Below are 25,271 nucleotides of genomic sequence, written 5' to 3'. Positions count from 1 at the left end.
GGACATGTCTGACGGGTCAGCGCGGGGGTCAGGCGTGGACGGGGTCCTCGACCTCGGTGGGGCCGGGGGCGACGTCGGTGCCGGCGTCGGCGCGGACCGTGGCCTCGATGCGCTTGCCGATCTCCTCGTCGACGCTGCGCCAGTAGGCGAAGGCGCGCTCGAGGACCGGCTCGCTGACACCGCCGGACAGGTGCCCCGAGACGGTGGCCACGAACCGGTCGCGGGCGTCGTCGTCCCACACCTCGGTGACCAGCGTGCGGGCCTGGCCGAAGTCGTCGTCGTCCTCGCGCAGCGTGTAGGCCTGGCGCACGAACTCGCCGTCGGCCTCCCAGGAGTCCTCGGCCGGGCCGGTGAGGTCGGAGTACGGCGCGTCGTAGCTGTTGGGCGCGTACTTCGGCCGGTCGCCGGTGTGGTCGTAGGCCATCGGCCCGTCGAACTGGTAGGTGTAGGCGCCCTCGACGCGGTGCCGGTTCACCGGCAGCTGCTGGTAGTTGGCGCCGATGCGGTGACGGTGGGTGTCGGCGTAGGCGAAGACCCGCCCGAGCAGCATCTTGTCGGGGCTGAACCCGATGCCCGGCACGATCGCCGACGGCTCGAAGGCCGCCTGCTCGATCTGCGCGAAGTGGTTCTCGGGGTTGCGGTTCAGCGTCATCGTGCCGACGTCGATGAGCGGGAAGTCGGCGTGGGGCCAGACCTTGGTGAGGTCGAACGGGTTGTAGCGGTAGGTCTTGGCCTCCTCGTAGCCCATCACCTGCACCTTGAGCGTCCAGCTCGGGAAGTCGCCGCGCTCGATCGCCTCGTAGAGGTCGCGACGGTGGTGGTCGGAGTCCTCGCCGGCGATCCGGTTGGCCTCCTCCTGGGTCAGGCACTCCACGCCCTGGTCGCTGTGGAAGTGGAACTTCACCCAGTGCTTCTCGCCGGCGTCGTTGACCCACAGGTAGGTGTGGCTGCCGTAGCCCTGCATGTGGCGCCACGTGCGCGGGATGCCGCGGTCGCCCATCAGCCAGGCCACCTGGTGCGCCGACTCCGGGTTGAGGGTCCAGAAGTCCCACTGCATGTCGTTGTCGCGCAGGCCCGAGCCGCCGCGACGCTTCTGCGAGCGGATGAAGTGGGGGAACTTCATGGTGTCGCGGATGAAGAAGACCGGGGTGTTGTTGCCGACGAGGTCCCAGTTGCCCTCGGAGGTGTAGAACTTCAGCGCGAAGCCGCGGGGGTCGCGCCAGGTGTCGGGGGAGCCCATCTCGCCGGCCACGGTCGAGAACCGCGCCAGCATCTCGGTGGTGGTGCCCTGCTTGAAGACCGCCGCCTTGGTGTACCGCTCGACGTCGCCGGTGATCTCGAGGACGCCGAACGCCCCCGATCCCTTGGCGTGCACGTTGCGCTCGGGGATGCGCTCGCGGTTGAAGTGCGCCATCTGCTCCACGAAGTGGTGGTCGTGCAGCAGGATCGGGCCGTCCGGGCCCATCGTGAGGCTGTGGCGGTCGCTGGGCGCCGGGGCGCCCGATCCGGTGGTCGATCCGCTGGCCGATCCGTTGGTCGATCCGTTGGCCGAGTCGTCATGGGTCATGGTGCCATCGTGCGCATGCGACCCCTGGCCGGAGCACACCCGCAGCGGGGACCCGCCTGTCGCCTCCGGCCCGGCCACGCGCGGCAGTAGCGTGCGGGCCATGCAGGGCCTCCGCGACGTCGCCGACGCCTGGCGCTCGGGGTCGCACCGCAGCCAGACGGCGGTGCTGCTCGCCCTCATCGGCGGTGTCGCCGTCTCCCTCGTGGTCTCGCTGGTCGACTACACGGTCTTCCCGCTCGCCGGCTTCCTGCTGTGGCTGTTGCTGGGCTCGATCCTGCTGCGCTTCGGCCCGCTGGTCGTGCTCACCTTCGTGGTCGTCGCCGCCTGCGTCATGGCCCGCTTCGTGGCCGAGGTCGAGGTCGGGCGCGTCTCGGGGCTCGTCATCCTGCTCGTCTTCGTCCTGCTGGTGCTCTACACCGCCAGCCGCCAGCGCGCGGGCCTGCCCGGCCCCTTGAGCGAGGCCCTGCTCGCCGACCTGCGCGACCGCCTCAACGCCCAGGGCACGGTGCCGCCGCTGCCCGACGGCTGGCGCTGCGAGACCGCGATGATCGCCGCCCACGGCGTGGGCTACGCGGGCGACTTCATGGTCGTCGACCTCGACGCCGAGGCGCAGCGGCTCGACATGGTGCTGGTCGACGTGGTCGGCAAGGGCGTCAAGGCGGCCCCCTCGGCCCTGCTGCTCGCCGGCGCCCTCGGCGGCATGATCGGCGCCCTGCGTGGTCCCGACGTGCTCGGGGCCGCCAACGCCTTCCTGCTGCGCCAGGACGCCGTCGAGACGTTCGCGACCGCCGTCCACGTCTCCGTCGACCTCCCCACCGGCCGCTACGTCGTCCACAACGCCGGGCACCCGCCCGCCCTCCACTGGTCGGTCGAGGAGCAGGCGTGGCGGACCGACCTCTCGCGCGGCCTCGCGCTCGGCGTCCTCGCCGACCCCGACCTGCACGCCGGCGAGGGGGTGCTGCAGCCGGGCGAGGCGCTGATGTTCTACACCGACGGCGTCGTGGAGTCCCGCAGCGAGGACATCGAGGTCGGCATCGACTGGCTGCGGCGCACCGCCGCCGAGGCGTTCGAGCAGGGGGTGGACGGCGCCGCCCGGCGCGTCATCGCCCGCGTGCCCCGCGGCGACGACGACCGCGCGCTGCTCATCCTCAGCCGGGTCTGAGCCCGCCCGCCCCCGCGCCCGCGGACCTCGCGAAATGGCCCGAACGGGCCAGGGTGGGGCCCCGGACCCCGACCTAGCGTGCGCCGCATGGTCGACCTCTCAGCAGCGCTGCTGCGCAGCCTGGCCCGCCGCCAGGTCGTCACCACCGGCACCGTGCTGGTCGGCGGCACCGCCGTCACCGTCACCGCCGGCGGGCCCGAGGTGCTGCAGCAGCTGCTGCGCGCCGCCGGCGCCCGCCCGCGCACCGTCGTCGAGCGGGTGCGCCGCCAGGAGGACCTGCTGGCGGTCAACCTCGTGCTGCGCGACCTGGACGTCGTCACCGTCGGCGGCCGTCGCTACCTGCGGCCGTCGTCCGGTGCCGGCACGGGCTACCTGGCCCTCGTGCTGCCCGGCCAGGTGATCGGCGAGCAGGTGCTCGCCAAGGCGCCCGGTGGCGCGACCGGTGCCGCCCCGGCGGCCGGGGCGCAGCTGGCCCCACCGACGGTGCTCGCCTTCACGGTGCCGTCGGGCACGAAGCTCGCCTACGACCTCAACGGACTGCTCGACCTCGAGCAGCTCGACCCCCTGTGGAGCAGCAGCAACCCCGAGCGGCCCGCGAGCCTCCTCGAGGCGCCGTTCCGGCTGCGGATGAAGCCCTCGCCCGCCAGCCACGCCTGGAGCCGACCCGGTGCGCCCGTGCGGCTGACCCGCGGCCAGAGCACCACGACCGAGGTCTGGCACCTGCGGGGGCGAGGTCGTGGCCGCAGCACCGGGGTCGACGACCGGCTGACGTCGGTCGCCTCCTTCACCCGGGCCGGGCAGTCGACGCTCGGCGCGCTCGACGACGCCGACCGGATGTCCATCGCCGCGCAGTCGGGCGCCTTCCAGCTGGTCGACGGCGAGGTGGCGCGCGCCCCGGTCACCGTCGAGCACCTCTCGCTGACCCCGCTGGGCGCCACCCTCGACCTGACCGCGAGCTGGCCGGCGGCGCCGTCCCTCGTCGCCTGGGACCACCGCGCCACGATCGGGCGCGACCAGTACGTGAAGACCGTCACCCGCGGCTGGCTGGCCCCCTGGGGCCACGACGCCGTGGTGGTCGAGGAGACCTGGCGGCGCCTGGTGACGACGGCGAGCGGTCGGCCGTTCGCCTACCTCCGCACCACCTCGACGCTGCTCGTCAGCCCCGACGTCGACACCGACGTCGGGTTCGCCCGCACCGACCACGACCTCGGTGCGCCGGTGCCGTTCAAGCGGGTGCGGTGCACCACGCTGCGCACGCCACCGATCACCAACCAGGGCATCAAGCCCACCGGCGGCGTGCCCCTCGTGGGGGCGGAGCCGGTGCGGTTCTCGTTCGTCGGCACCGACTGGACCGGCCGCGAGGTGCCGTTCACCCAGGTCGCCTGCTTCGTGCCCACCAGCAAGGACGGCGACGCCGCCCGGATGCTCTACGAGGGCGTACCCGGCAGCCGGCGGGTGGCCGACATCGGCGGCCGGCCGGTCGCCGTCGCCACCCCGGACGCCGCCCGCCCCCACGGGACCACGCTGCCGCTGACCGCGCTGTCGACCGTCGTGGAGCCCATCAGCAGCACGGTGCTCGCCGGCCGCCGTCGCGCACCCTTCCGGCCGGTGGTGGAGTGGCTCGACACCGAGGTGCCGCAGGTCAGCGCGCTGGCCGGCCCCGGCGTGGTGCGCCACGTCTACCACCCGACCTTCCGGGCGAGCCCCGGCAACGTCGGGGGCGTCGTCCTGGCGCGGCAGACGGGGTCTGAGCCGCCGCCGGCCGTGGGCGGCGAGCGCACCGGCGGGCTGGTGCAGGTGCCGACCTACCAGGGGCTCTCCCGCACCGCGGGCGCCGTCATGGCCGCCACACCGGCCGCGCTCGACCAGGCGACCTCGGGCCCGCCCAGCCCGGCCGCTGTCTTCGAGGGCATCACGCTGCTGGGCGGGATCTCGCTGGCCGACATCGTCGATGCGGTCGACGTGGCCGGCGCGGCCGGCGCCGCCGGCGCCGCCGTCGCGAAGCCGTCGCGAGCGGCCCGGGCGGCCGGCCCCGCCGGTCTCGCGCCCACCATCGACTCGGTGACCGTCGACGGCCGCACGACGGTCACCATGAGCATCACCCCGCCGCTCCAGGACGCCGACTCCGGGTCCCTGCCGGTCAGGTTCCGCGCCTCCGACGAGCAGGCGGCGGGCTCGCTCACCATCACGACCACCGCGGCCACCGGGGGCACCGCCCCCGCCGAGACCAGCCTCGACGCGCGGCTGCAGCACGTCTCGATCGAGCTGGCGGGGCTGGTGGTGCTGCCCGTCCGCGAGCTCCGTGTCGTGGCCCGCACCGGCGCCCCGCTCGACGTCGACTTCGTCGCGGGCGACGTCCGCTACCTGAAGGCACTGGCGTTCCTGCAGGTGCTCAGCGACGTCATGGCGGTGCTCGGGGCGGCCGCCGGGGCCGTCGGTGACGGCACTGCCCGCGGCACCGGCCGCGGCACGTCCCTCGCCTCGGGTCCGGGCATCGCCCCGCCGTCGGTCGACGTCGACGGGACCGGCCTGCGGCTGCGCCAGGACGTCGCAGTGCCCGACCTCCCGCTCGGCGCGTTCACCCTGAGCGGCCTCTCCTTCGGCTTCGGGCTGACGCTGCCGTACTCCGGCGCGCTCGTGCTCGACGCCAGCTTCGCCGGGAAGCAGAGCCCGTTCCAGGTGACCTACCTCGGCTTCGGCGGGGGTGGGTACGCCGCCATCCAGCTCACCGGCGGCACCGTCAGCCTGGTCGAGGTCAGCCTCCACGTGGCCGGCGAGCTCGGGATGAACCTCGGAGTGGCCAGTGGCTCGCTGTCGGTCGCGGTCGGGGCCACGATGGCGATCACGCCGGACGGTCTCAGGCTCACCGCGTTCTTCCGGGCCTGCGGCCGGCTCTCGGTGCTGCAGCTGGTCTCGATCAGCGCCACCTTCGAGCTGACCCTCGACTTCCACGAGCCCGAGACGGGCCCGACGCTGCTGGTGGGCAAGGCGACCCTGGAGCTCCGGGTCGAGGTGCTGTTCGTGTCCAAGACGGTCTCGACCTCGGTGACCAGGTCGATCGAGGGCGGCAGGCGCGAGGCGGGCGTGCCGCCCGCCGGGAAGGCCACCGGGACGGCGGGACGGCGTGCCCTCGGTCGGTCGCCGTCCACGGGCATCACCGGGATCGAGCCGCCCGACGAGGCCACGCAACCCACGTTCAGCACGGCCTACCCGCTGGCGACGGACTGGTCCGACCTCTGCGCGGCCTACGCCCCGGTGAGCGCGGGGAGCGCGGGGAGCCTGTCGTGAGCGCCCCGGCCGGAGCCCGGCAGACGATGGTGGTCACCGCGGTGCCACGGGGGTACGTCGCCCCCGGCACCGTCGAGGTCGGCGCCCTCGTCTCACCACGACTGTCCTACACCGCGCAGACCGGCGCCGTGCTCGGCGACTTCGCCGACCTGGACGGCTGGCCCGAGCAGCAGGTCTCCTGGGAGGTCTCGTTCGACGGGGGGGCCTACGGCCCCGCCACGCCGGTCTCCGAGCGCGACCCCGGGCGGCTCTGGCACGAGATCTTCGGGTCCGCCACCCGCGTCGACTCCTTCGACGGCGACCCCGGCCCGGCCCGCACGGCGCTCGGCTACACCTACGCCACGCTGGCCGACGGGATCACGCAGGCCTACGCCGCGGCCGACCCCGCCTCGTCCGCCCTCGTGCAGGCGTGCCGGGGGCCGTTGGTGCCGCAGGCGCAGCCGGCGCCCACGAACGACGTGGCCCAGGCGGTGCGGCAGTTCCTCGGCTTCTGGGAGCCGGTGGGCGACCCCAGCCCCACGCGCGGCGAGCTCGCCCCCGACCTGCACGAGCGGCTCACGCTGCTCTCCGACCACCCGCGGCTGCTCGAGGCGCTCGGTCTCGTCGTCCGCCTGCAGGTCGCTCCGCCCGCGGCCTCCGCCGTCAGCACCGTGCGGGTCAGGCTGGTCTGGGCTCCGTCGTCCGGCGTGACGACGGTGCAGGTCAACCCGCCCACCCGGGTCACCTCGGCGCCCGGCTTGTTCGCGCCCGCGCTGCGCACCGACGACGGCGCCCACGACGCCCGGCTGCGCCTGGCCCTCGACGACGCCGAACGCTTCAGCGTGCACAGCGTCGACGTCGACGCCACGACGGCCCAGGTCGTCTCGGTGGCGCAGGGCCAGGGTGGTGCCACGATCCCGAGCGCACGCAGCGGCGGCCTCACCCTCGCCTGGCGGGGCCGGGTGCAGTCGCTGCAGCGTCGCCTCGACGACGGGCGGGCCGGCGCGCTCACCGCCCGCAGCACGCCCGGCTCGCCGCCGACGCTGTTCGCCGAGGACCTCGTCGTGGGCCACCACCTGCAGGTCGGCGTGGTCGACGAGGCCGCGGGCGGCCAGCCGGTGCGCTGGTTCGGGCTGGGTCACCGCGCGACGACCTACACCACCACCTCGGCCTCGCTGGCCGTGGTCGACGAGGCGCCGGTGGCGATGGTCGCGCGCCGCCGCGACCCCGCCCAGGCCACCACGCTGCTGGTCAGCGACGTCGTGGCGCGCTGGGACGGCTGGAGCCTCGCCGTGCCGCACCCCGCGCAGCAGCTGCTGCAGGCGGACCCCGCCGACCCGGGCGTCGAGCACGAGCCGGGCTCGCCGGGGCCCGACTACGGCTCGCTCGACTTCGCGACGAGCCTGCCCGAGAGTGCGGCCGACGGCACCGACCCCCGCCTGCCGGCGCTGCGTTTCGGACGCCGCTACTGCTTCCGCGGCCGCGCGGTCGACGTCACCGGGGGAGCGCCCGCCTGGGACGACGCCCCGGCGACCGCGCCGGTGCCCTACCTGCGCTGGGAGGCCGCCGCCAGCCCGCTGGTGCTGCCGCCGCCCACGCTGACCCGCACCGAGGACGCCGGGCGCCTCGTCGTCCGCAGCGACCCGAACAGCCAGCTCGCGCCCGGGCCGTCGAGCTCACGGGTGCTGGTGCCGCCGCGGGTCTCGGTGGCGCTCGGCCTGCTGCACGGCGTCTTCGACCGGGCCGACGGCACGCCCGACCCGTCCCGGTACACCCTGCTCACCACCCTCGACGCGGCCGAGCCACCCGAACGGACCGGTGAGCCCGAGGCCGACGGCACTCCGGCGCCGCTCACCGTCGGCTGGCTGCCCGACCCGATGACCACCGACGTCCACCTCGGGATCGAGGGGCTCCCGGAGCGGGAGGCCAGCTTCGTGCCGGGCCCCGACCCGCTCGGCACCGCCCTCGTCGGTCACTGGAGCGGCGTCGGGCTCGAGCTCGCCGCCCTGCCGCCGGGCTCGACCTCGACGTCGGGCCTCGCGGGCAGCAGTCCCGACCGCCGTCGCATCCGCATCGGCCTGCGCCCGGGGGCACGCGCCCGGGTCGAGGTGCGCTCGCTGCCGCGGGAGGCCCGCATCCTGCAGCACGGCGTCCTCGCCCTGCGGCCCGGCAACGCCTCCGCCAAGCGTGCGGCGATGGCGCGCGGCGACGTGCCCACGGTGGCGCCCGCCCGGGTCGTCGAGCTGGTGCACGCCGTCAAGCAACCCCTGCTGCCGCCGGCGATCAGCGCGGTGGTCGCCCGTCGCGCAGCAGGCGAGCAGAACCCGGTCATCGCCGCCACCGTGCGGCTGCACGACGAGACGGCCGGGCGGGTCACCCTGACGGCCGCCTGGGACGAGCTGGTCGACGAGGGCAAGCACCTGCGCGGACCGGGGTGGAGCCTGCCGACCCGCGTCGCGGTCGACCGCACGGCCCTGCTCGACACCGACGTCGCCCCGGTCGCGACCCCGGCCCAGGCCCCCTCGGTGCCGTTGCGGCCCCACGACTACGAGCAGCCGCTCGTGCTGCCCGACCTCCGCCGCCGCGACGTCACGCTGAGCGTGAGCACCACCAGCCGGTTCGTCGAGGAGTTCCGCGAGGCGCTCGACCTCACCTTCACCCGCGTGCCGGCCGGCACCGGGCCGCGCTACCTCGACCGCCCCGCCGACGTCGACCTCGAGAGCATCGTGCTCACCACACCTGCCCCGGCGCCGCCGCCCGGACCGGCCCCGGCGCCGGCGCCGATCCCGCGCCGGCTGGCCCCCGGCGTCGACTACGACGTCGCCGTCCACCCCACCACCAAGCGACGCACCGTCCGGCTCGCCCACGGTGTCACGTCGCTGCCCGACGTGGCGGGGGTGCGCGGCCGCGTGGTCGCCACCGGGCCCACCGCGACCGTCATCGTGCCCTCGGCGGTGCGGCCCGCCCCGCCCGAGCTGGTGCACGCCCTGCCGGCCTGGGCGTCGGACGAGGGCGCCCTCGACGCCCACGGCATCGCCGCCGCCTCGCGCGGCCCGGGCAGGCTACGGCTCTGGCTCGAGCGGCCGTGGTGGACCAGCGGGGTCGGCGAGCGGCTCGCCGTGGTCACCGGGCACAGCCGCGAGTCCGGTGTCGACTTCACCCAGGACACCGGCCGGCTCAGCCAGGTCGTCAGCCTCTACGGGCTCGACCCGACGCTGCGCGTGGGGGCCACCCCGCTCGCGCGGACCGCCGGGGTGCTCACCGGCACCGTGGTGAAGGACGTCGTCCTGTCGGAGAGCCTCGGCGTCGACGGCCAGGTGCTCGCGACCATCGCCGCGCACGACGTGGCCTACCACCCCGGCCGTGACCTCTACGTCGCCGAGGTCGCCTTCCCCGGCAAGCCGCCCGGCACCTTCGTGCGGCTCGCCGTGGCCCGCTACCAGCCGCACGTGGCCGACGGCGTCCCGCAGCTCTCGCCGGTCGTCACCCTCGACCCGGTGCAGCTGCTGCCCGCCCGCACCGTCCGCGTCCGCAACCGCGACGGACTCCTCGAGGCCCGGGTGAGCGGCACCGTGCACCTCGGCGAGGACAAGACCCACCACCCGCAGGTGCGTCTCTCGCTGCAACGCCACGCCCGCCCCGAGGCCGGTGACGACCTCGGCTGGGAGACCGTCAGGTCGGCCGTCGTCACCGCCACGGACGACGGCTACCCGCCCGTGTTGGTCAGCCGCGGCGGGGCCCCCGCACGGGGCCACCGGGTGCTGGTGGAGGAGATCGAGCCCTGGCTGCTGCCCGGCGGGGCGAAGAGCCCGGCGTACACACGGGTGCCGGCCTCGGCGAGGGCCGCCGTCGACGACCTCGCCGGCGAGCGCATCACCTGGGTCGCCACGACCCCCTTGCCGAAGAACTGACGCCGACCGCGCCGACCGTGCCGACCGCGCCGACCGTGCCGACCGGGCCACCCGCTCGGGGACGCCGCTCGTCTGCTCGGGTGGACGGCGTCCGGTGCGCCGCTGCCTAGGTTGCGGGCATGGCCACCGGCACCGACGAACGACCCGGCGCGGCGGCGTGGGTCCCCGACACCACCGACCCGGACGCGCTGCGCGAGGCGGCCCAGGGCTGCCAGGGCTGCGAGCTGTACCGCGACGCCACGCAGACCGTGATGGGGCAGGGCGACCCGTCGGCCCCGCTGCTGCTGCTCGGCGAGCAGCCGGGCGACACCGAGGACCGCGAGGGCAAGCCGTTCGTCGGGCCGGCCGGCCGCGTGCTGGTCTCGGCGCTCGGCGAGGCCGGCATCGAGGCGCGCGAGGTCTACCGCACCAACGTCGTCAAGCACTTCCGCTGGAAGGCCGGCCGCGGCAAGCAGCGCATCCACCAGTCGCCCACCCAGGCCCACATCCGGGCCTGCAGCCCCTGGCTGGTCGCCGAGCTGGCCGGCGTCGAGCCGCGCGGCATCGTGCTGCTCGGCGGCAGCGCCGGCAAGGCCGTCCACGGCACCGGGTTCCGCGTCGGCGAGGCCCGCGGCCGGTTCGAGGACTGGCCGGTCGACCGGTTCCCCACCCGCGGCGGCACCCCGTGGGTGCTCGCCACCCTGCACCCCTCCGCGGTGCTGCGCGCCGACGACGCCGACCGCGACGAGCTGTACCGCGGCCTCGTCGCCGACCTCACCGCGGCGGCCGCCCGGTTGCGCGAGGGCTGAGCGGCACCCCGACGGGCCGGACGACGGTTTGCCCGGCGTCCCGCGGGGGCAGGGGCGTGCCGTGCGCTTCTCGGTCGGCCGCGTCGTCCCGTTGCTCCTGCTCACCGGGCTGCTCGTCGTGCCGGCCCGGCCCGGCCAGGCCGCGCCGGCCGACCAGGCGGGGACGCCGTCCGCCCGCGCCGCCGGCTCGTCGTTCGCGATGGGCGACCCCGACACGGTGCTCGCCGAGGACGGTCGCTACGTCACCTACGGCACCACCGTGCCGCCCAAGCGCGGCGACCGGTGCAGCCCCGCAGCCCGCGGCAAGCTCTACGTGCCGATGCTGGTGCACGGCGGGGGAGCCGAGGTCGGGCTGACCGACTGCGCGTCGGGCGACGCGCTGCCCGGCGGCCCCGGTGCCTGGGCGGTGCTCGACTCGGGCATCTGGGCGCCCGGCGTCGCGCGCTACAAGGGTCGCTGGCTGATGTACTACACGGCGTCCAAGCGCGGCACCGGCCGCAAGTGCCTCGGGCTCGCCGTCAGCGGCAGCGCCTACGGCCCGTTCCGCGACGCCGGCTCCTTCGTCTGCCCCGCCGACCGGTGGGCGATCGACGCCAACCCCGTCGTGCGCGACGGCACGCTGTGGGTCGCCTACCGCGACGACGGCGTCACGAGCGGGCCCGAGACCGCGATCTCGGTCGTGCGTGCCGACCGCAGGGGCCGCGCGGTGCCCGGCTCGCGGCGCACCCTGCTGCGCAGCACCGACATCGCCTGGGACACCCGCGGCACCGACAGCGGCAGCCACGTGGTCGAGAACCCCTCCCTGTTCGCGCACAAGGGCCGCTGGCACCTGGCGTTCGCCGGCAACCAGTGGGCCAGCCCGCGCTACGCCACCGGCCTGGCCGAGTGCGGCCCGGCGTCGGCGCGCCCCGGCCCGTGCCGGCTGCTGCGCGACGGCGCGAACCGGCCCTACTTCGGCTTTGTCGGCCCCGGGGGCATCGGCCCCTACCGACGCCTGCCCGGCAACCGCCGCGGCCCCGGTGGCCTCGACGTCTACACCGCCGCCGGCGGCGGACTGCGCGTCACCTGGCACTGGTACGACGGCCGCCTGCGCCACCCGACGACCGGCACCCTCACCCACGGCCGCGGCGGCTTCCGCGTCGACTGACCGCCGTCCCGCCCACCTCCGCCCACCGCGACTCACCTCGATTCACCCGCCCCCCCGACAGGAAGCAGCACCCATGACCCAGCACCTGCCCCTCGTGACCCGACGCTCCGCCCTCGCCGGCGCGGCCGGACTCGCCGGCGCCGCCGTCGCCGGCACCGCGCTGGCCCCCGCGGCCCAGGCCGCCGACTGGACCGACCTCGTCGTCGTCACCGCCAACATCGGCCGCAAGAACCTCTCCCAGCGCGAGCCCGGCATCCGTGCGGTGCGCTACGGCGTCACCCGCCACGGCGAGACCGCCCGGCCGCTCGTCGGGTTCCAGGAGATCGGCGAGGGCGACCCCGGCCTGGAGGAGATCGACTGGATCCGGGGCCTCTTCGGCGGCCGGTTCGAGATGGCCTTCAACAACCCGCAGGCCCGCTCGCGGCGGGTGCCGGTCGTCGTCCCGCACCCCTTCACGATCGTCGGACGCCGCGACTCCTTCGTGCACGAGGGTCGCAAGAACGTCACGCCGCCCCGGTTCATCAACGAGGTGCTCATCGCGCACAAGAGCGACCCGTCGCTGCGGGTCGCCGTCCTCAACACCCACTACGTCGCCGGGGCGTGGAACGCCGACACCTCCCAGGGCTCGGAGAAGTGGCGCCGCGACCGGTGGAACGAGCACTACGACCGGCACCGCAAGCGCGTCGCGGCCTACCACGCCCGCGGCATCCCGGTGGTGTGGACCGGCGACGTCAACCGCGACGCGATGCCCAAGGTGCACCGCAAGGAGCGACGCGTCTTCGGCCGCGGCATCGACCAGATCGGGTGGGTCCCGGGCACCGACGGCACCAGCATCCGCCTGCGTGACGCCCGCGTCATCGACATGGCCGTCGACAGCCACAACGCGCGGGTCGGTGTCTTCCAGGTGCGCCGCGGCTGACCGACCCACCGACAGAGGACAGGGACGCCGGCCCCGGGAGCTCCCGGGGCCGGCGTCCTGGTGTTCTGGCGTCCTGGTGTTCTGGCGGCTCAGTGCTGGTAGGTGCCGTGCAGGACCGCGCGGGCCGCGGTCTTGAAGACCAGGTTGAACGAGACCACGGCCGGCGAGGCGTCGGCGTCGACGCCCAGCTGCGGCTCGGTGACGGCGTGGACGACGAAGTAGTAGCGGTGCACCTGGTCGCCCTCCGGCGGCGCGGCGCCCATGAAGCCCTGCGTGCCGCCGTCGTTGCGGCAGTGGAAGGCGTTGCCCGGCAGGTCGGCGTCCTCGGCGCCCGCGCCGGTCTCGAGCGAGGTGACGTCGGCCGGCAGGTCGACCAGCACCCAGTGCCAGAACCCCGACGGGGTCGGCGCGTCGGGGTCGAAGCAGGTGACGGTGTAGCTCTGCGCCCCGTCGACGGCGTCCCACGACAGCTGCGGCGAGGTGTTGCCGCCGTCGGCCACCTGGGCGTCGCCGAGCGGCTGGCCGTCGGTCACGTCGGTGCTGGTCACGCCGAACGACGGCACGGACGGCAGCAGGGTGTACGGGTCGGGGCTCACGGGGCGGTCGAGGTCCATGTCCTCGAACCTAGTGCGGGCGGGTAGACCCATCGGGAGGTGCGAGAGGATGCCGGGGTGGACGACGACCGCAGCTACGTCGCCGGGCTACGGCTCGAGGGCCGCCGCGTCGTGGTCGCGGGCGGCGGGCACGTCGCCCAGCGCCGCGTGCCGCAGCTGATCGCCGCCGGCGCCGACGTCGTCGTGGTCTCGCCCGAGGTCACCCCGGCGCTCGAGGGCCTGGCCACCGGCGGCGAGGTGACCTGGGAGCGACGCACCTTCGTCGAGGCCGACCTCGACGGCGCCTGGTACGCCGTCGCCGCCACCGACGACCCCGACGCCAACGCCGCCGTCTCGGCCGCCGCCGAGGCCCGCCGGGTCTTCTGCAACCGCGCCGACGACGCCACCGCGGCCACCTCCTGGACGCCGGCAGTCGGCCGCGCCGGCGGGGTCACCGTCGCCGTGCTCGGCGGGGGAGACCCGCGCCGCTCGGTCGCGGTGCGCGACGAGGTGCTCGACGGGCTGCGCGAGGGCACCCTCCCGGCCGGACGGCGCCGCCACCGCACGCCGGGCGTGACGCTCGTCGGCGGTGGCCCCGGCGACCCGCAGCTGATCTCGCTCGCCGGCCGCCGCGCCCTCATGGAGGCCGACGTCGTGGTGGCCGACCGGCTCGCCCCCCGCGAGCTGCTCGGCGAGCTGCCGAGCGACGTCGAGCTGGTCGACGTCGCCAAGCTGCCCCGCGGCCGCTCGGCGCAGCAGGTCGAGATCAACCGGATCATCGTCGAGCGGGCGCTGGCCGGGCAACGCGTCGTCCGGTTCAAGGGCGGCGACAGCTTCGTCTTCGGCCGCGGCTACGAGGAGGTGCTCGCCTGCCGCGCCGCCGGCGTCCCCGTCACCGTCGTCCCGGGCCTGACCAGCCCGATCGCGGTGCCCGCCATCGCCGGCATCCCGGTGACCCACCGCGGCGTGGCCCACGAGCTGGTCGTCGTCTCGGGCCACCTGCCGCCTGGGCACGAGCGCTCGCTCACCGACTGGGACGCCGTCGCCCGGCTCGGCGGCACGCTGCTGCTGATGATGGCCGTCGAGCACGCGCCGCAGATCGCCGCGGCCCTGCTCGCCGGCGGCCGCGACCCGGCCACGCCCGTCGCGTTCGTCAGCGACGGCACGATGCCGGGGGAGCGGGTCGTGCTGAGCCGCCTGGCCGAGATGGCGCACGACGTCGAGGCGCAGGGCGTGCGACCGCCCGCCGTCATCGTGGTCGGCGACGTCGTGGCCGTCGCCCATCCCGAGCGCTACCCCGACCGCGACCTGCCCGATGAGTGAGCTGGTCGAGGTCACCGACCCCGACGACCCGCGGCTGGCCGACTACCGCGACCTGCGCGACGTCGCGCTGCGCCGCCACCTCGAGGCCGAGCACGGCCTGTTCCTCGCCGAGGGCGAGAAGGTGGTGCGGCGCGCGGTCGAGGCGGGCTACCCGCCGCGCTCGTTCCTCATGGCGCCGCGCTGGCTCGACGGCCTCGCCGATGTCCTCGCCACCACCGACGCCCCCTGCTACGTCGTCAGCGAGGCCATGGCCGAGGAGGTCACCGGCTTCCACGTGCACCGTGGCGCGCTCGCCTCGCTCGAGCGGCGCCCGCTGCCGAGCGTGGACGACGTGCTGGCCGGCGCGCGCTCGGTGCTCGTGCTCGAGGACGTCGTCGACCACACCAACGTCGGCGCCGTCCTGCGCAGCGGCGCCGCGCTCGGCATGGACGCCGCCCTGCTCGCCCCGCGCTGCGCCGACCCGCTCTACCGCCGCGCCGTGAAGGTCGCGATGGGCGCGGTGTTCTCGCTGCCCTGGACCCGCCTGCCCGACTGGGACGACGCCCTCCCCGCCCTCTCGCGCGCCGGGTTCACCACCGTCGCGCTCACCCTCGCCGACGACGCCGTCCCGCTCGCCGACGCCGTCGCCGGGCGCGACAAGGTCGCGCTCGTGCTCGGCTCGGAGGGCCACGGACTCTCCGAGCGCTGGCAGCGGGCGGCCGACGTCCGCGCCGTCATCCCGATGGCCCGCGGCCCCGAGGTCGGCGTCGACTCCCTCAACGTCGCCGCGGCCGCCGCCGTCGCCTGCTACGTCACCTCCGCCCGCTGACCCGTCAGACATGTCTGACGGGTCAGCGCCAGGTTCGTCGACCCGTCGCTCATAAGCGACGGGTCAGCCGGCGGGCCAGTCGAGGGGGTACTCGTCGGCGCGCTCCTCGTGGGCCTTGTTCAGCTTCTTGCGGGCCTTGGTGGGGATGCGGTCGCCGAAGACGGTGCCGTTGGTGTGGTCGGTCTCGTGCTGCAGGCAGCGGGCGAGCAGGCCGTTGCCGCTGAAGGCGACCGGCTCGCCGTCGAGGCCGGTGCCGGTGACGCTGGCGACGTCGGGCCGGGCGCAGCCGGTGAAGGCACCCGGGAGCGACAGGCAGCCCTCGTCGGCCTCCTCGAGGTGGCGGTCCTTGCCCTCGGGCAGCGTCAGCACGGGGTTGCACACCACGCCGACGGTGCGCTCGCCGTCCTTGTCGTGGCAGTCGAAGACGAACAGGGCGAGGTCGACGCCGATCTGGCAGGCCGCGAGCCCGACGCCGTCGGCGGCGTACATCGTGGCCACCATGTCGGCCGCCAGCGCGCGCAGCTCGTCGTCGTAGGCGGTCACCTTCTGCTGCGGCCGGTGCATCACCGGTGTGCCCCACCGGGTGATCGGACGCGCCGTGCCTCCCTCGGGCAGCGGTCCGTGGGGTGCGTGCGGGGCCTCGTCGGACATGCGCCGCAGCATAGGGACGCCGTCCGCGGGCGCCCGAAGGAGGTGTGGCCGACGGCACCCGACCAGCTGTAGCCGAATGTGTAACTCAGAGTTACATTAGGAGCATGCCCCTACTTCAGAGCCTGCGGCCCGGCGGCCGCCACGGCGTGCCGCGCCGCGAGTCGCGCGACCCGATCGGCCTGCTCGTGGCCGGTCTCAACCGCCTCGCGCAGAGCGACGTCCTCGACCGTGTCGGGCTGCGCAAGCCCACCGAGCAGGCCGTCTTCACCGTCACCCGCGGTGGCTTCAGCACCATGACGGCGGCCGGCCGCACCTTCCAGAAGGCCGGTCGCGCCGGCCGACGCGGCGACCACCCGAAGCCCGCCACCCGCACGGGCGTCTTCGACCTCACGCCCACCGACGACGAGCAGATGCTGGTCGACGTGGTCACCGAGTACGCCGACGAGGTCGTGCGCCCCGCCGCGGCCGAGGCCGACGAGACCTGCGAGGCCCCCGAGGCCGTGCTCAAGGCCAGCCTCGAGATCGGCCTGCCGATCCTCGGCGTGCCCGAGTCGCTCGGCGGCATCGCCGAGGAGCGCTCGGCCGTCGCCGGCGTCCTGGTCGCCGAGGCCCTCGCGAAGGGCGACATGGGCCTGGCCGTCGCCACCCTCGGCGCCGGCTCGGTCGCCACCGCGCTCGGCCTGTGGGGCACCGAGGCCCAGCAGCAGACCTACCTGCCCGCCTTCACCGGGGACGACGTGCCCGCGGCCTCGCTCGCGCTGCTCGAGCCCGCCGTGCTGTTCGACGTGCTGGCGCCGAGCACCACCGCCACCCGGGCCGGCGAGGGCTACGTGCTCGACGGCACCAAGTCGCTGGTCGCGCGCGGCGCCGACGCCGAGCTGTTCGTGGTCGGCGCCGAGCTCGAGGGCCAGCCGGTGCTGTTCCTCGTCGAGTCGTCGACGCCGGGCCTCGCCGTCGAGGGCGACCCCGCCATGGGCGTGCGTGCCGCCTCGCTCACCCGGCTGTCGCTGAGCGAGGTCCGCGTGCCCGCCGACGCCGTCCTCGGCGCCACCGACGGCAGCACCTACCGCGAGTGCGTGCGCCTGTCGCGCCTGGCCTGGTGCGCCCTGGCCGTCGGCACCGCGCAGGCCGTGCTCGACTACGTCACGCCCTACGTCAAGGAGCGCGAGGCGTTCGGCGAGCCGATCGCCCACCGCCAGTCGGTGGCCTTCATGGTCGCCGACATGGCCATCGAGGTGCAGGCCATGCGCCTGGCCACCTACAAGGCCGCCGCCCGCGCCGCCGCCGGCAAGGACGTCGCCCGCGAGGTCGCCCTCGCCCGTGCGCTGTGTGCCGAGAAGGCCATGCGCATCGGCCTCGACGGCGTCCAGCTGCTCGGCGGCCACGGCTTCGTCAAGGACCACCCGGTGGAGCGCTGGTACCGCGACCTGCGCGCCGTCTCGATCATGGAAGGCACGGTGCTGGTCTGATGGCCATCTCGCTCGACGACCCGAAGAAGTTCAAGCCCCTGGTGGCCCAGGCGCACCAGCTCGCGATGAACGCGCTGCGCCCGATCTCGCGCAAGTACGACCGCGCCGAGCACACCTACCCCAAAGAGCTCGACATGCTCGCCGCGATGATCGACGGCGTCAGCGAGTCGGGCGCCGCGGGCGGTGCCGGTGCGGCCGGCGTCCGCCGCGACGAGAAGCCCGACACCCAGGACGACGGCGGCACGAGGAACGGCACCAACCTCGCCTCGGTCATGTCGATCGCCGAGATGTGCTGGGGCGACGTCGCCCTGCTGCTCTCGCTGCCGCGCCAGGGCCTCGGCAACTCCGCCATCGCCTCCGTCGCCGACGACGAGCAGCTCGAGCGGTTCGCCGGCGTGTGGGCTGCGATGGCCATCACCGAGCCGAGCGTCGGCTCCGACTCCGCCGGCATCCGCACCACCGCGGTGCTCGACGGCGACGAGTACGTGCTCAACGGCGAGAAGATCTACGTCACCTCCGGCGACCGCGCCGACCACGTCGTCGTCTGGGCCACCCTCGACCGCGAGCTCGGCCGCGCCGCCATCAAGTCGTTCGTGGTGCCGAAGGGCACGCCCGGCATGCGCGTCGACCGGCTCGAGCACAAGCTCGGCATCCGCGCCTCCGACACCGCCACCATCATCTTCGAGGACTGCCGCGTCCCGAAGGAGAACCTGCTCGGCTCGCCCGAGGTCGACACCAAGCAGGGCTTCGCCGGTGCGATGGCGACCTTCGACAACACCCGCCCGCTGGTGGCGGCGATGGCGGCCGGCTGCTCGCGCGCCGCGCTCGACCTGACCCGCGAGCTGCTCGAGGACGCCGGGGTCGTCGTCGACTACGACCGGCCCGCCCAGGTGCAGTCGGCCGCCGCCGCGCGGTTCCTGCAGCTGGAGGCCGAGTGGGAGGGCGCCTGGCTGCTCACGCTGCAGGCCGCCTGGCTGGCCGACAACCGCAAGCCCAACTCGCTCGAGGCCTCGATGGCCAAGGCGAAGTTCGGCCGCGTCGGCTCGGCCATCACGCTCGGTTGCGTCGAGCTGGCCGGCACGATCGGCTACAGCGAGGCCGAGCTGCTCGAGAAGTGGGCGCGCGACTCCAAGATCCTCGACATCTTCGAGGGCACGCAGCAGATCCAGCAGCTCATCGTGGCCCGCCGCGTGCTCGGCCTGTCGAGCGCGCAGCTGAAGTAGGGCCGAGGACGACGGCGGGGCCGCTCAGCTCGGGCTGGGCGGCCGGTCGTCGAGCTGACTGCCCATGGCGTCGGCCACGTCGGACGGCGTCACGTCGACGTCGTCCGGGCCGGCGTCGGCGTCGATGTCGGTGACCGACGCCAGCCGCTCGCCGGGGTCGGCGCCGTCGGTCGCGACGTCGGTGTCGCCGGTGTCTTCGGTGTCGTCGGCAGCCGTGGACGGGGTGGTCGTCGGACCGCGCAACGGGTCTCCCTGGGGGGTGCGCGGTCCGGCGTCCGGCTCGGCCACGGGGCCGGCCGAGAACGGTGAGGAAGTCGACGAGGACGGCGACGGGCGGGAGGCCCGCGAGGTCGAGGCCGGCCGCTCCTCGCGGCGGGCGCCGGGCACCACCGACCTCGCGACGCCGAGGGCGACGCCGACGAGGCGGAGGGGCAGCCGGACGAGGCCGGAGACGGTGCCGAGGACGCTGGTCATGCGGCCAGGCAACCACGCCGCGCGGGGCGCCACGACGCCCGCGCGGGTGACCGTCCGGTCAGCGGCGGGGCGGCAGCCTGCCGCCGGGGACGTCGTCGGGCGAGGGGCGCGCCTCGGCCGGCCGGGGCGTGACGGTCGGCCGCGGGGGAGCGACGTTCTTGGCGATCGACGCCGGGCTGGGCGTGGGCTCGCCCTCGGGCAGCGACGTCGTGCCGGGGTCGGCCTCGGCGGGCGGGGTGGCGGCGGGTGCGGGCGTCTCGTCGCAGGACGGCGTCGACTCCGGGCTCGGGCGCGTCTCGGCGCCGCGGGCGCCGCCCAGTCGTCGTCGGGCCTCGCCGACCACGCGGGCCCCGACCGGGACGACGCGGGAGGCCGCGCCCCCCGCCGTGCGACGGATCGTGCCGAGCAGCGCCTTGGGGTCCATCGGGCGATTCAAGCAAACGGCCCCTCCGCACCGGGACGGTGCGGAGGGGCCGGGGTGGCTGGACGGGCGGGGCGGGGGGTCAGGAGACGGCGCGGAACGGGTCGTGCTCGGCGAGCAGCCGGTCGACGCGGGCCTGGTCGAGCCGGTGCACGACCGACTGGCTCTCCTGGGCGTCGCGCACGCACTTGGCGAGCGTGAAGGTCGAGGTGGTCAGGAACAGCGTGCCGAGGGCCAGGAACGCGCGCACCCAGGGCTCGGCCGGCAGGTAGAGGATCGCGACGAGCATGGTCAGCAGCGCGGTGCCGAACGAGACGCCGGCCATGGCGAAGAAGGCGGTGGTGTTCTTGCTGGGCGTGTCGGTGGTCATGGCCCGAGGGTGGCGGCGGGCGGTGGTGCGCGGCGTCCGGCGAGGTGCTCGACCAAGGTGGGTACCGGCACTCACCCCTGGGTGGGACGGTGAGCGCATGTCCCTCGACCGCTCCCGCAGCACCGCCGAGAACCCCGAGTCCGTGAAGCACAAGGCCGAGCCCACCAGCGAGCGCGGAGAGACCATCGTCGCGGTGCTCTCCGACGCCTTCGCCCCCCTGATGGAGGCCGACCCGGCCGCGTTCCGCGCCAAGTACCGCAAGATGGCCTCCGACGCGCACTCCTTCTACCGGGGCACGGCCTGCCTGTACTACCACGACGTCATCCGCGGCGACTGGACCGACGACCCGTTCGCTGAGGGCGACGCCGCGAACATCTGGGTGCACGGCGACCTGCACGTCGAGAACTTCGGCACCTACCTCAACGCCGACGGCCGGCTGGTCTTCGACGTCAACGACTTCGACGAGGCGTTCCTGGGGCGCTTCACCTGGGACCTGCGGCGGTTCGCGGCCTCGCTAGCCCTGGTGGGATGGCAGAAGGCGCTGCCCGAGGACGACGTCGACCGGCTCATCCGTCACTACCTGCGCTGCTACCTCGACCAGGTGAAGGACTACGTGGCGAGCGAGACCGACGACTTCGCGCTGCACCTCGACAACACCGAGGGCCCGATCCACGACGCGCTGGTGGTGGCCCGCGAGGCCCGCCGCGCCGACCTGCTCGACCTCAACACCCGCGTCAGCGACGGCGTGCGCGTCTTCAAGGACCACCCCACCGTGCGCCGGCTCGAGGACGACGAGCGCGCGCGCGTGACCGAGGCGTTCGAGCGCTACCTCGACTCCATCCCCGAGCACCGCCGCTCCGAGCGCGAGCTCTTCTACGACCTGCGCGACGTCGTCGGCAAGTCGGGCTTCGGCATCGGCAGCGCGGGGCTGCCGGCCTACAACCTGCTGGTCGAGGGCTACAGCCAGGCGCTCGACAACGACGTCCTGCTGTCGATGAAGCAGGCCAACGTGCCGGCCATCAGCCGCTTCGTCGACGCCGAGGCGGTGGAGCGCTACTTCGACCACGAGGGCCACCGCACGGTGGTCAGCCAGCGGGCGCTGCAGGTGCACACCGACCCGATGCTCGGCTACACCGACGTCGACGGCACCGGCTACGTCGTCGCGGAGGTCTCGCCCTACGAGATCGACCTCGACTGGGACGACCTGACCGAGCCCGACGACATCGAGCGGGTGGTGGCGCTGCTCGGGCGGGCGACCGCCAAGATCCACTGCGCCTCCGACGAGGACAGCGACCAGGACCTCGTCGACTTCCAGGTCGAGGAGGCCATCACGAAGGCCGTCGAGGGCCGTGAGGACGACCTGATCGACTGGGTGGTCGACTTCGGCGAGCGCTACGCGACCCAGGTGCGCGAGGACCACGCCGAGTTCGTGGCCGCCTTCCGCCGCGGCGCGATCGGGGTCAGCTCGACCTGAGCAGGCCGGCCGGGGCGGACGGCGTCCCGTCGAGGTGGCCGGGGGCGGCGAAGCCGGCCCGGACGAAGGCGGCGTCCACGGCCCGGCGGACGGCGTCGACCCGCTCCGCGGGCACCAGCGCGATCGCCGACCCGCCGAAGCCACCGCCCGTCATCCGCGCGCCGAGCGCGCCGGCCTCGCGCGCGGTCTCGACGGCGACGTCGAGCTCGACGCACGAGACCTCGAAGTCGTGGCGCAGCGACTCGTGGGAGGCGTCGAGCAGCCGCCCGAGCCCGGCCCAGTCGCCCGACGCGAGCGCGGTGACCGCGGCGACCACGCGGGCGTTCTCCGTGACCACGTGGCCCGCGCGCCGGCGCAGCAGCGCGTCGTCCAGGCCGGCGACCGCGACGGCGTCGGTCTCGCGCAGCGTCGCCACCCCGAGGGCGCGGGCGGCGGCGGCGCACTCGTCGCGCCGCGAGCCGTAGCCGCCGTCGGCGTGCGAGTGCGAGACGCGGGTGTCGATCACCAGCAGCGCGAGGCCGGCGGCGGCGACGTCGAAGTCGACCGGATCGGCCAGCGGGGTCTCGTCGGTGGCGAAGTCGAGCAGCAGGGCACGCCCCTCGCCCGCCAGCAGCACCGCCGACTGGTCGAGGCCACCGGTCGGCGCGCCCACCACCTCCGACTCGGCGCGGCGGCAGGCCGGCAGCAGGACGTCGCGCCGCAGCGCGTCGTCGACCTCGAGACCGGCGGCGGCGCACGCGGCCACGGCGACGGCGGCCTCCAGGGACGCCGAGCTCGACAGCCCGGCCCCGAGCGGCACGCTGCTGTCGAGGTGCAGGTCGAGGGCCGGCAGCGCGACACCCGCCTGCTCGAGCGCCCACAGCGTGCCGGCGGCGTAGGCCGCCCACCCCCCGACGGCGCCCGGTCCGGCCTCGGCGGGCCGGCCCGACCACACGTCGTCCTGCTGCGCGCTGGACAGCCGTGTGGGGCCGTCGGCCAGCACCCTGGCCGTGGCCCGGGTCTCGGCCGGGATGGCGATCGGCAGGCACAGGCCGGCGTTGTAGTCGGTGTGCTCGCCGATGAGGTTGACCCGCCCCGGCGCCCGAGCCTCCACCGTCGTGCCCCCGTCGCCCGGCTCGACCGCTCCTGTCACGGCTGACACCCTAGGGCGGTGCGATTCCTCGGCGGCGCGCCTCCGGCCCACGACCTGACCTACGACGACGTGTTCATGGTGCCGCGGCACAGCGCGGTCGCGAGCCGCTACGACGTCGACCTCGCCACGACCGACGGCACCGGCGCCACCGTGCCGGTGGTCGTGGCCAACATGACCGCGGTGGCCGGACGCCGCATGGCCGAGACGGTCGCCCGCCGGGGCGGCCTCACCGTCGTCCCGCAGGACATCCCGGCCGACGTGGTGGCCGACGTCGTGCGGGTCGTGAAGTCGCGCCACCTGGTCTTCGACACCCCGATCGCGCTGCGTCCCGACCAGACCGTCGCCGAGGCGCTGTCGCTGATGCCCAAGCGGGCGCACGGAGCGGCCGTAGTCGTGGATGACGGCGAGCGGCCGGTCGGCGTGGTCGCCCGCGCCGACTGCCTTGACGTCGACCGCTTCGCGCAGGCCGGGCAGGTGATGCGGCAGGTGGTCACCGTCGTCGAGGGTGCGCCGGAGGCCGAGCCCCGCGCCGTCTTCGACCGGCTCGACGGCTCGCGCGACCCGTTGGTGGCCGCCGTCGACCCGCGGGGCCGGCTGGTCGGCGTCCTCACCCGTGCCGGGGCGCTGCGTGCCACGCTCTACCGGGCCGCGCTCGACGACGGCGGCCGGCTGCGCGTCGCGGCGGCCGTCGGGGTGGGCGGCGACGTCGCCCTCAAGGCCGCCGAGCTGCTCGCCGCCGGCGTCGACTGCCTGGTCGTCGACACCGCCCACGGTCACCAGGAGCGGATGCTCGAGGCCCTGCGCGCCGTCCGTGCCCTCGACCCGCCGGTGCCGGTCGCCGCCGGCAACGTGGTCTCGGCGGAGGGCACCCGCGCGCTCGTCGAGGCCGGCGCCGACATCGTCAAGGTCGGCGTCGGGCCGGGCGCCATGTGCACGACGCGCATGATGACCGGCGTCGGCCGGCCGCAGTTCTCCTCGGTGCTCGAGTGCGCCGCGGCGGCCCGCGACCTCGGAGCCCACGTGTGGGCCGACGGGGGAGTGCGGCACCCCCGCGACGTCGCCCTCGCGCTGGCCGCCGGCGCGTCGTCGGTGATGGTCGGCAGCTGGTTCGCCGGCACGCACGAGTCGCCGGGCGACCTCGTCGAGGACGCCGGCGGGCGCGCCTACAAGGTCTCCTTCGGCATGGCCTCCGCCCGCGCCGTGGCCGGACGCACGGCGGGCGACTCGGCCTACGACCGCGCCCGCAAGGGCCTCTACGAGGAGGGCATCTCCTCCTCCCGCATGTACCTCGACCCCGCGCGCCCCGGCGTGGAGGACCTGCTCGACCAGATCTGCTCCGGCGTCCGCTCGGCCTGCACCTACGCCGGCGCGGCCACCCTCGCCGAGCTGCACGAGCACGCCGTGGTCGGCGTCCAGTCGGCGGCCGGGTTCCACGAGGGGCGCCCGCTCTCGACCAGCTGGTAGCCCCCCCCCCCCCGCCGCGGGCGCGGCCCCCCGGCCGCGGCGACGCCCACGCCAAGGGGTGGGACGACGCCCCCGTAGGTTCGGGGTGTGCGCGTGCTGGTGACCGGGGCGACCGGCTACGTCGGGTCCCGGCTGGTGCCCGCCCTGCTCGCGGCCGGCCACGAGGTCACCGCGACGGCGCGCGACACCGACGCCCTCGACCGGTTCGGGTGGGCCGACCGGGTCGAGCGCCGCCGCATGGACGTCGAGGACACCGTCTCGGTGCACCTGGCCGCCCGCGACATGGACGCCGTGGTCTACCTGGTGCACTCCATGGGCGCCGGCGCCTTCGTCAAGCGCGACCGCGAGGCGGCCGAGTACGTCGCCGCCGCCTGCACCCGCGCCGGCGTCGGCCGCGTCGTCTACCTCTCCGGCCTGACTCCCGAGGGGCGGCTCTCGGACCACCTCTCCTCGCGCCAGGAGGTCGAGCAGATCCTGCTGGCCGGCCCGGTGCCCGCCACCGTGCTGCGCGCCTCGATGGTCGTGGGCGCCGGCTCGATGTCGTTCGAGGTGCTGCGCCGCGTCACCGAGCGGCTGCCGGTCACCGTGATGCCGCGCTGGATGTCGAGCCGCATCCAGCCCATCGCCGTCGAGGACGTCGTCCGGCTGCTGGTCGCCGCGCTCGAGGGCGAGCCCCGCAACCGCGCCTACGACGTCGGCGGCGACGAGGTGCTCACCTACGCCGAGCTCATCGACCGCTTCGCCGCCCTCGCCGGGCTGGAGCGGCCCCGCGTCACGGTGCCGGTCGCGCCGGCCGGGATGGTCGGCGAGGCGGTCGCACTGCTCTCGGGGGCACCGCGCTCGACGGTCCGCGCGCTGGTGGCCAGCCTGACCCACGACATGGTGTGCCGCGACGACGACGTGCGCCGCGACCTCGACCCCGGCCACACCTACCTCGGCCTCGACGAGGCGATCACCCGCTCGCTCGTCGCGCGCTCCGACGCGTCGGCGCCCGACGGCGACGTGCAGGGCCAGGCGCCGGGCGACCCCGACTGGGTCGGCACGACGCTCGGCTGACCGCGCCCGCCCCGGGCCACGGGGACGCGTGCCCACCCGGCGACGACCTCGG

General features: G+C 75.2%; 19 protein-coding genes and 1 pseudogene. 13 read left to right on the top strand and 7 right to left on the bottom strand.

All coding sequences use genetic code 11. The features are described 5' to 3' along the window. Nucleotides 1-94 precede the first annotated feature (94 nt). Nucleotides 95-1,567, bottom strand: a pseudogene (locus ABEA04_RS12115) (catalase); the annotation flags it as partial. Nucleotides 1,568-1,667: 100 nt separating this feature from the next. Here ABEA04_RS12115 and ABEA04_RS12110 point away from each other — a divergent pair. The 6 genes from ABEA04_RS12110 (at nt 1,668) to ABEA04_RS12085 (ending at nt 12,761) form a co-directional block, all read left to right on the top strand. After that, nucleotides 1,668-2,729: a PP2C family protein-serine/threonine phosphatase gene (locus ABEA04_RS12110; protein WP_345458673.1), complete on the top strand. Its 1,062-nt coding sequence runs from the start codon at nt 1,668-1,670 to the stop codon at nt 2,727-2,729. Between the two features lie 87 nt (nt 2,730-2,816). Continuing rightward, nucleotides 2,817-6,017, top strand: coding sequence for a hypothetical protein (locus ABEA04_RS12105; RefSeq protein ID WP_345458672.1), 3,201 nt, complete (start codon nt 2,817-2,819; stop codon nt 6,015-6,017). Continuing rightward, on the top strand, nt 6,014-9,907 hold the full coding sequence (locus ABEA04_RS12100) for a hypothetical protein (RefSeq protein ID WP_345458671.1): 3,894 nt from the start codon (nt 6,014-6,016) through the stop codon (nt 9,905-9,907). The genes ABEA04_RS12105 and ABEA04_RS12100 overlap by 4 nt, the downstream gene beginning before the upstream one ends. Before the next feature lie 119 nt (nt 9,908-10,026). Then, nucleotides 10,027-10,695, top strand: coding sequence for a UdgX family uracil-DNA binding protein (locus ABEA04_RS12095; RefSeq protein WP_345458670.1), 669 nt, complete (start codon nt 10,027-10,029; stop codon nt 10,693-10,695). 61 nt (nt 10,696-10,756) lie between these two features. Further along, nucleotides 10,757-11,842, top strand: a complete 1,086-nt coding sequence (locus tag ABEA04_RS12090; protein WP_345458669.1) for a family 43 glycosylhydrolase — start codon at nt 10,757-10,759, stop codon at nt 11,840-11,842. Between the two features lie 73 nt (nt 11,843-11,915). After that, the gene (locus tag ABEA04_RS12085; RefSeq protein ID WP_345458668.1) at nt 11,916-12,761 is read left to right on the top strand and encodes a hypothetical protein; all 846 of its coding nucleotides are present in this window, start codon (nt 11,916-11,918) and stop codon (nt 12,759-12,761) included. A gap of 89 nt (nt 12,762-12,850) precedes the next feature. On the opposite strand, the gene ABEA04_RS12080 is transcribed toward ABEA04_RS12085, so the two are convergent. Beyond that, nucleotides 12,851-13,375 (bottom strand): YbhB/YbcL family Raf kinase inhibitor-like protein, encoded by a 525-nt coding sequence (locus ABEA04_RS12080; protein ID WP_345458665.1) that lies wholly within the window; start codon nt 13,373-13,375, stop codon nt 12,851-12,853. 57 nt (nt 13,376-13,432) lie between these two features. Between ABEA04_RS12080 and cobA the strand changes: the two genes are divergently transcribed. Beyond that, nucleotides 13,433-14,677 carry a uroporphyrinogen-III C-methyltransferase gene (gene cobA / locus ABEA04_RS12075; protein ID WP_345458663.1) on the top strand — a complete coding sequence of 415 codons (1,245 nt, stop codon included), beginning with the start codon at nt 13,433-13,435 and terminating at the stop codon, nt 14,675-14,677. Then, nucleotides 14,670-15,485 (top strand): TrmH family RNA methyltransferase, encoded by an 816-nt coding sequence (locus ABEA04_RS12070; RefSeq protein WP_345458661.1) that lies wholly within the window; start codon nt 14,670-14,672, stop codon nt 15,483-15,485. The genes cobA and ABEA04_RS12070 overlap by 8 nt, the downstream gene beginning before the upstream one ends. Nucleotides 15,486-15,548: 63 nt before the next feature. Here the strand turns inward: ABEA04_RS12070 and def are convergent, their stop codons facing one another. Continuing rightward, nucleotides 15,549-16,136 carry a peptide deformylase gene (gene def, locus ABEA04_RS12065; RefSeq protein ID WP_345458659.1) on the bottom strand — a complete coding sequence of 196 codons (588 nt, stop codon included), beginning with the start codon at nt 16,134-16,136 and terminating at the stop codon, nt 15,549-15,551. Nucleotides 16,137-16,240: 104 nt separating this feature from the next. Between def and ABEA04_RS12060 the strand changes: the two genes are divergently transcribed. Further along, nucleotides 16,241-17,605, top strand: a complete 1,365-nt coding sequence (locus tag ABEA04_RS12060; RefSeq protein ID WP_345458657.1) for an acyl-CoA dehydrogenase family protein — start codon at nt 16,241-16,243, stop codon at nt 17,603-17,605. Further along, on the top strand, nt 17,605-18,828 hold the full coding sequence (locus ABEA04_RS12055; RefSeq protein ID WP_345458655.1) for an acyl-CoA dehydrogenase family protein: 1,224 nt from the start codon (nt 17,605-17,607) through the stop codon (nt 18,826-18,828). Before ABEA04_RS12060 ends, ABEA04_RS12055 begins: the two co-directional genes overlap by 1 nt. Before the next feature lie 24 nt (nt 18,829-18,852). On the opposite strand, the gene ABEA04_RS12050 is transcribed toward ABEA04_RS12055, so the two are convergent. The 3 genes from ABEA04_RS12050 to ABEA04_RS12040 all read right to left on the bottom strand — a co-directional run bounded on the left by ABEA04_RS12050 (nt 18,853) and on the right by ABEA04_RS12040 (nt 20,093). Beyond that, nucleotides 18,853-19,302 carry a hypothetical protein gene (locus tag ABEA04_RS12050; protein WP_345458653.1) on the bottom strand — a complete coding sequence of 150 codons (450 nt, stop codon included), beginning with the start codon at nt 19,300-19,302 and terminating at the stop codon, nt 18,853-18,855. A 58-nt stretch (nt 19,303-19,360) separates the two neighbouring features. Next, nucleotides 19,361-19,726: a hypothetical protein gene (locus ABEA04_RS12045; RefSeq protein ID WP_345458651.1), complete on the bottom strand. Its 366-nt coding sequence runs from the start codon at nt 19,724-19,726 to the stop codon at nt 19,361-19,363. A gap of 79 nt (nt 19,727-19,805) precedes the next feature. Further along, the gene (locus ABEA04_RS12040) at nt 19,806-20,093 is read right to left on the bottom strand and encodes a YiaA/YiaB family inner membrane protein (protein ID WP_345458649.1); all 288 of its coding nucleotides are present in this window, start codon (nt 20,091-20,093) and stop codon (nt 19,806-19,808) included. 97 nt (nt 20,094-20,190) lie between these two features. Between ABEA04_RS12040 and ABEA04_RS12035 the strand changes: the two genes are divergently transcribed. Beyond that, nucleotides 20,191-21,567, top strand: a complete 1,377-nt coding sequence (locus ABEA04_RS12035; RefSeq protein WP_345458647.1) for a DUF2252 domain-containing protein — start codon at nt 20,191-20,193, stop codon at nt 21,565-21,567. On the opposite strand, the gene galK is transcribed toward ABEA04_RS12035, so the two are convergent. Then, complete coding sequence (gene galK, locus ABEA04_RS12030) at nt 21,554-22,699, bottom strand: galactokinase (protein ID WP_345458645.1); 1,146 nt, start codon at nt 22,697-22,699, stop codon at nt 21,554-21,556. The genes ABEA04_RS12035 and galK overlap by 14 nt on opposite strands. An 18-nt stretch (nt 22,700-22,717) precedes the next feature. On the opposite strand from galK, the gene ABEA04_RS12025 reads away from it, so the two are divergent. Further along, on the top strand, nt 22,718-24,163 hold the full coding sequence (locus ABEA04_RS12025) for a GuaB1 family IMP dehydrogenase-related protein (protein ID WP_345458643.1): 1,446 nt from the start codon (nt 22,718-22,720) through the stop codon (nt 24,161-24,163). An 87-nt stretch (nt 24,164-24,250) separates the two neighbouring features. Continuing rightward, nucleotides 24,251-25,219: an NAD(P)H-binding protein gene (locus ABEA04_RS12020; RefSeq protein WP_345458641.1), complete on the top strand. Its 969-nt coding sequence runs from the start codon at nt 24,251-24,253 to the stop codon at nt 25,217-25,219. Nucleotides 25,220-25,271: the final 52 nt, after the last annotated feature.

The sequence above is a fragment of the Nocardioides marinquilinus genome, assembly GCF_039543705.1.
In the GTDB taxonomy this organism is placed as follows: domain Bacteria; phylum Actinomycetota; class Actinomycetes; order Propionibacteriales; family Nocardioidaceae; genus Nocardioides; species Nocardioides marinquilinus.
This window is presented reverse-complemented; position numbering and strand designations above follow the sequence as displayed.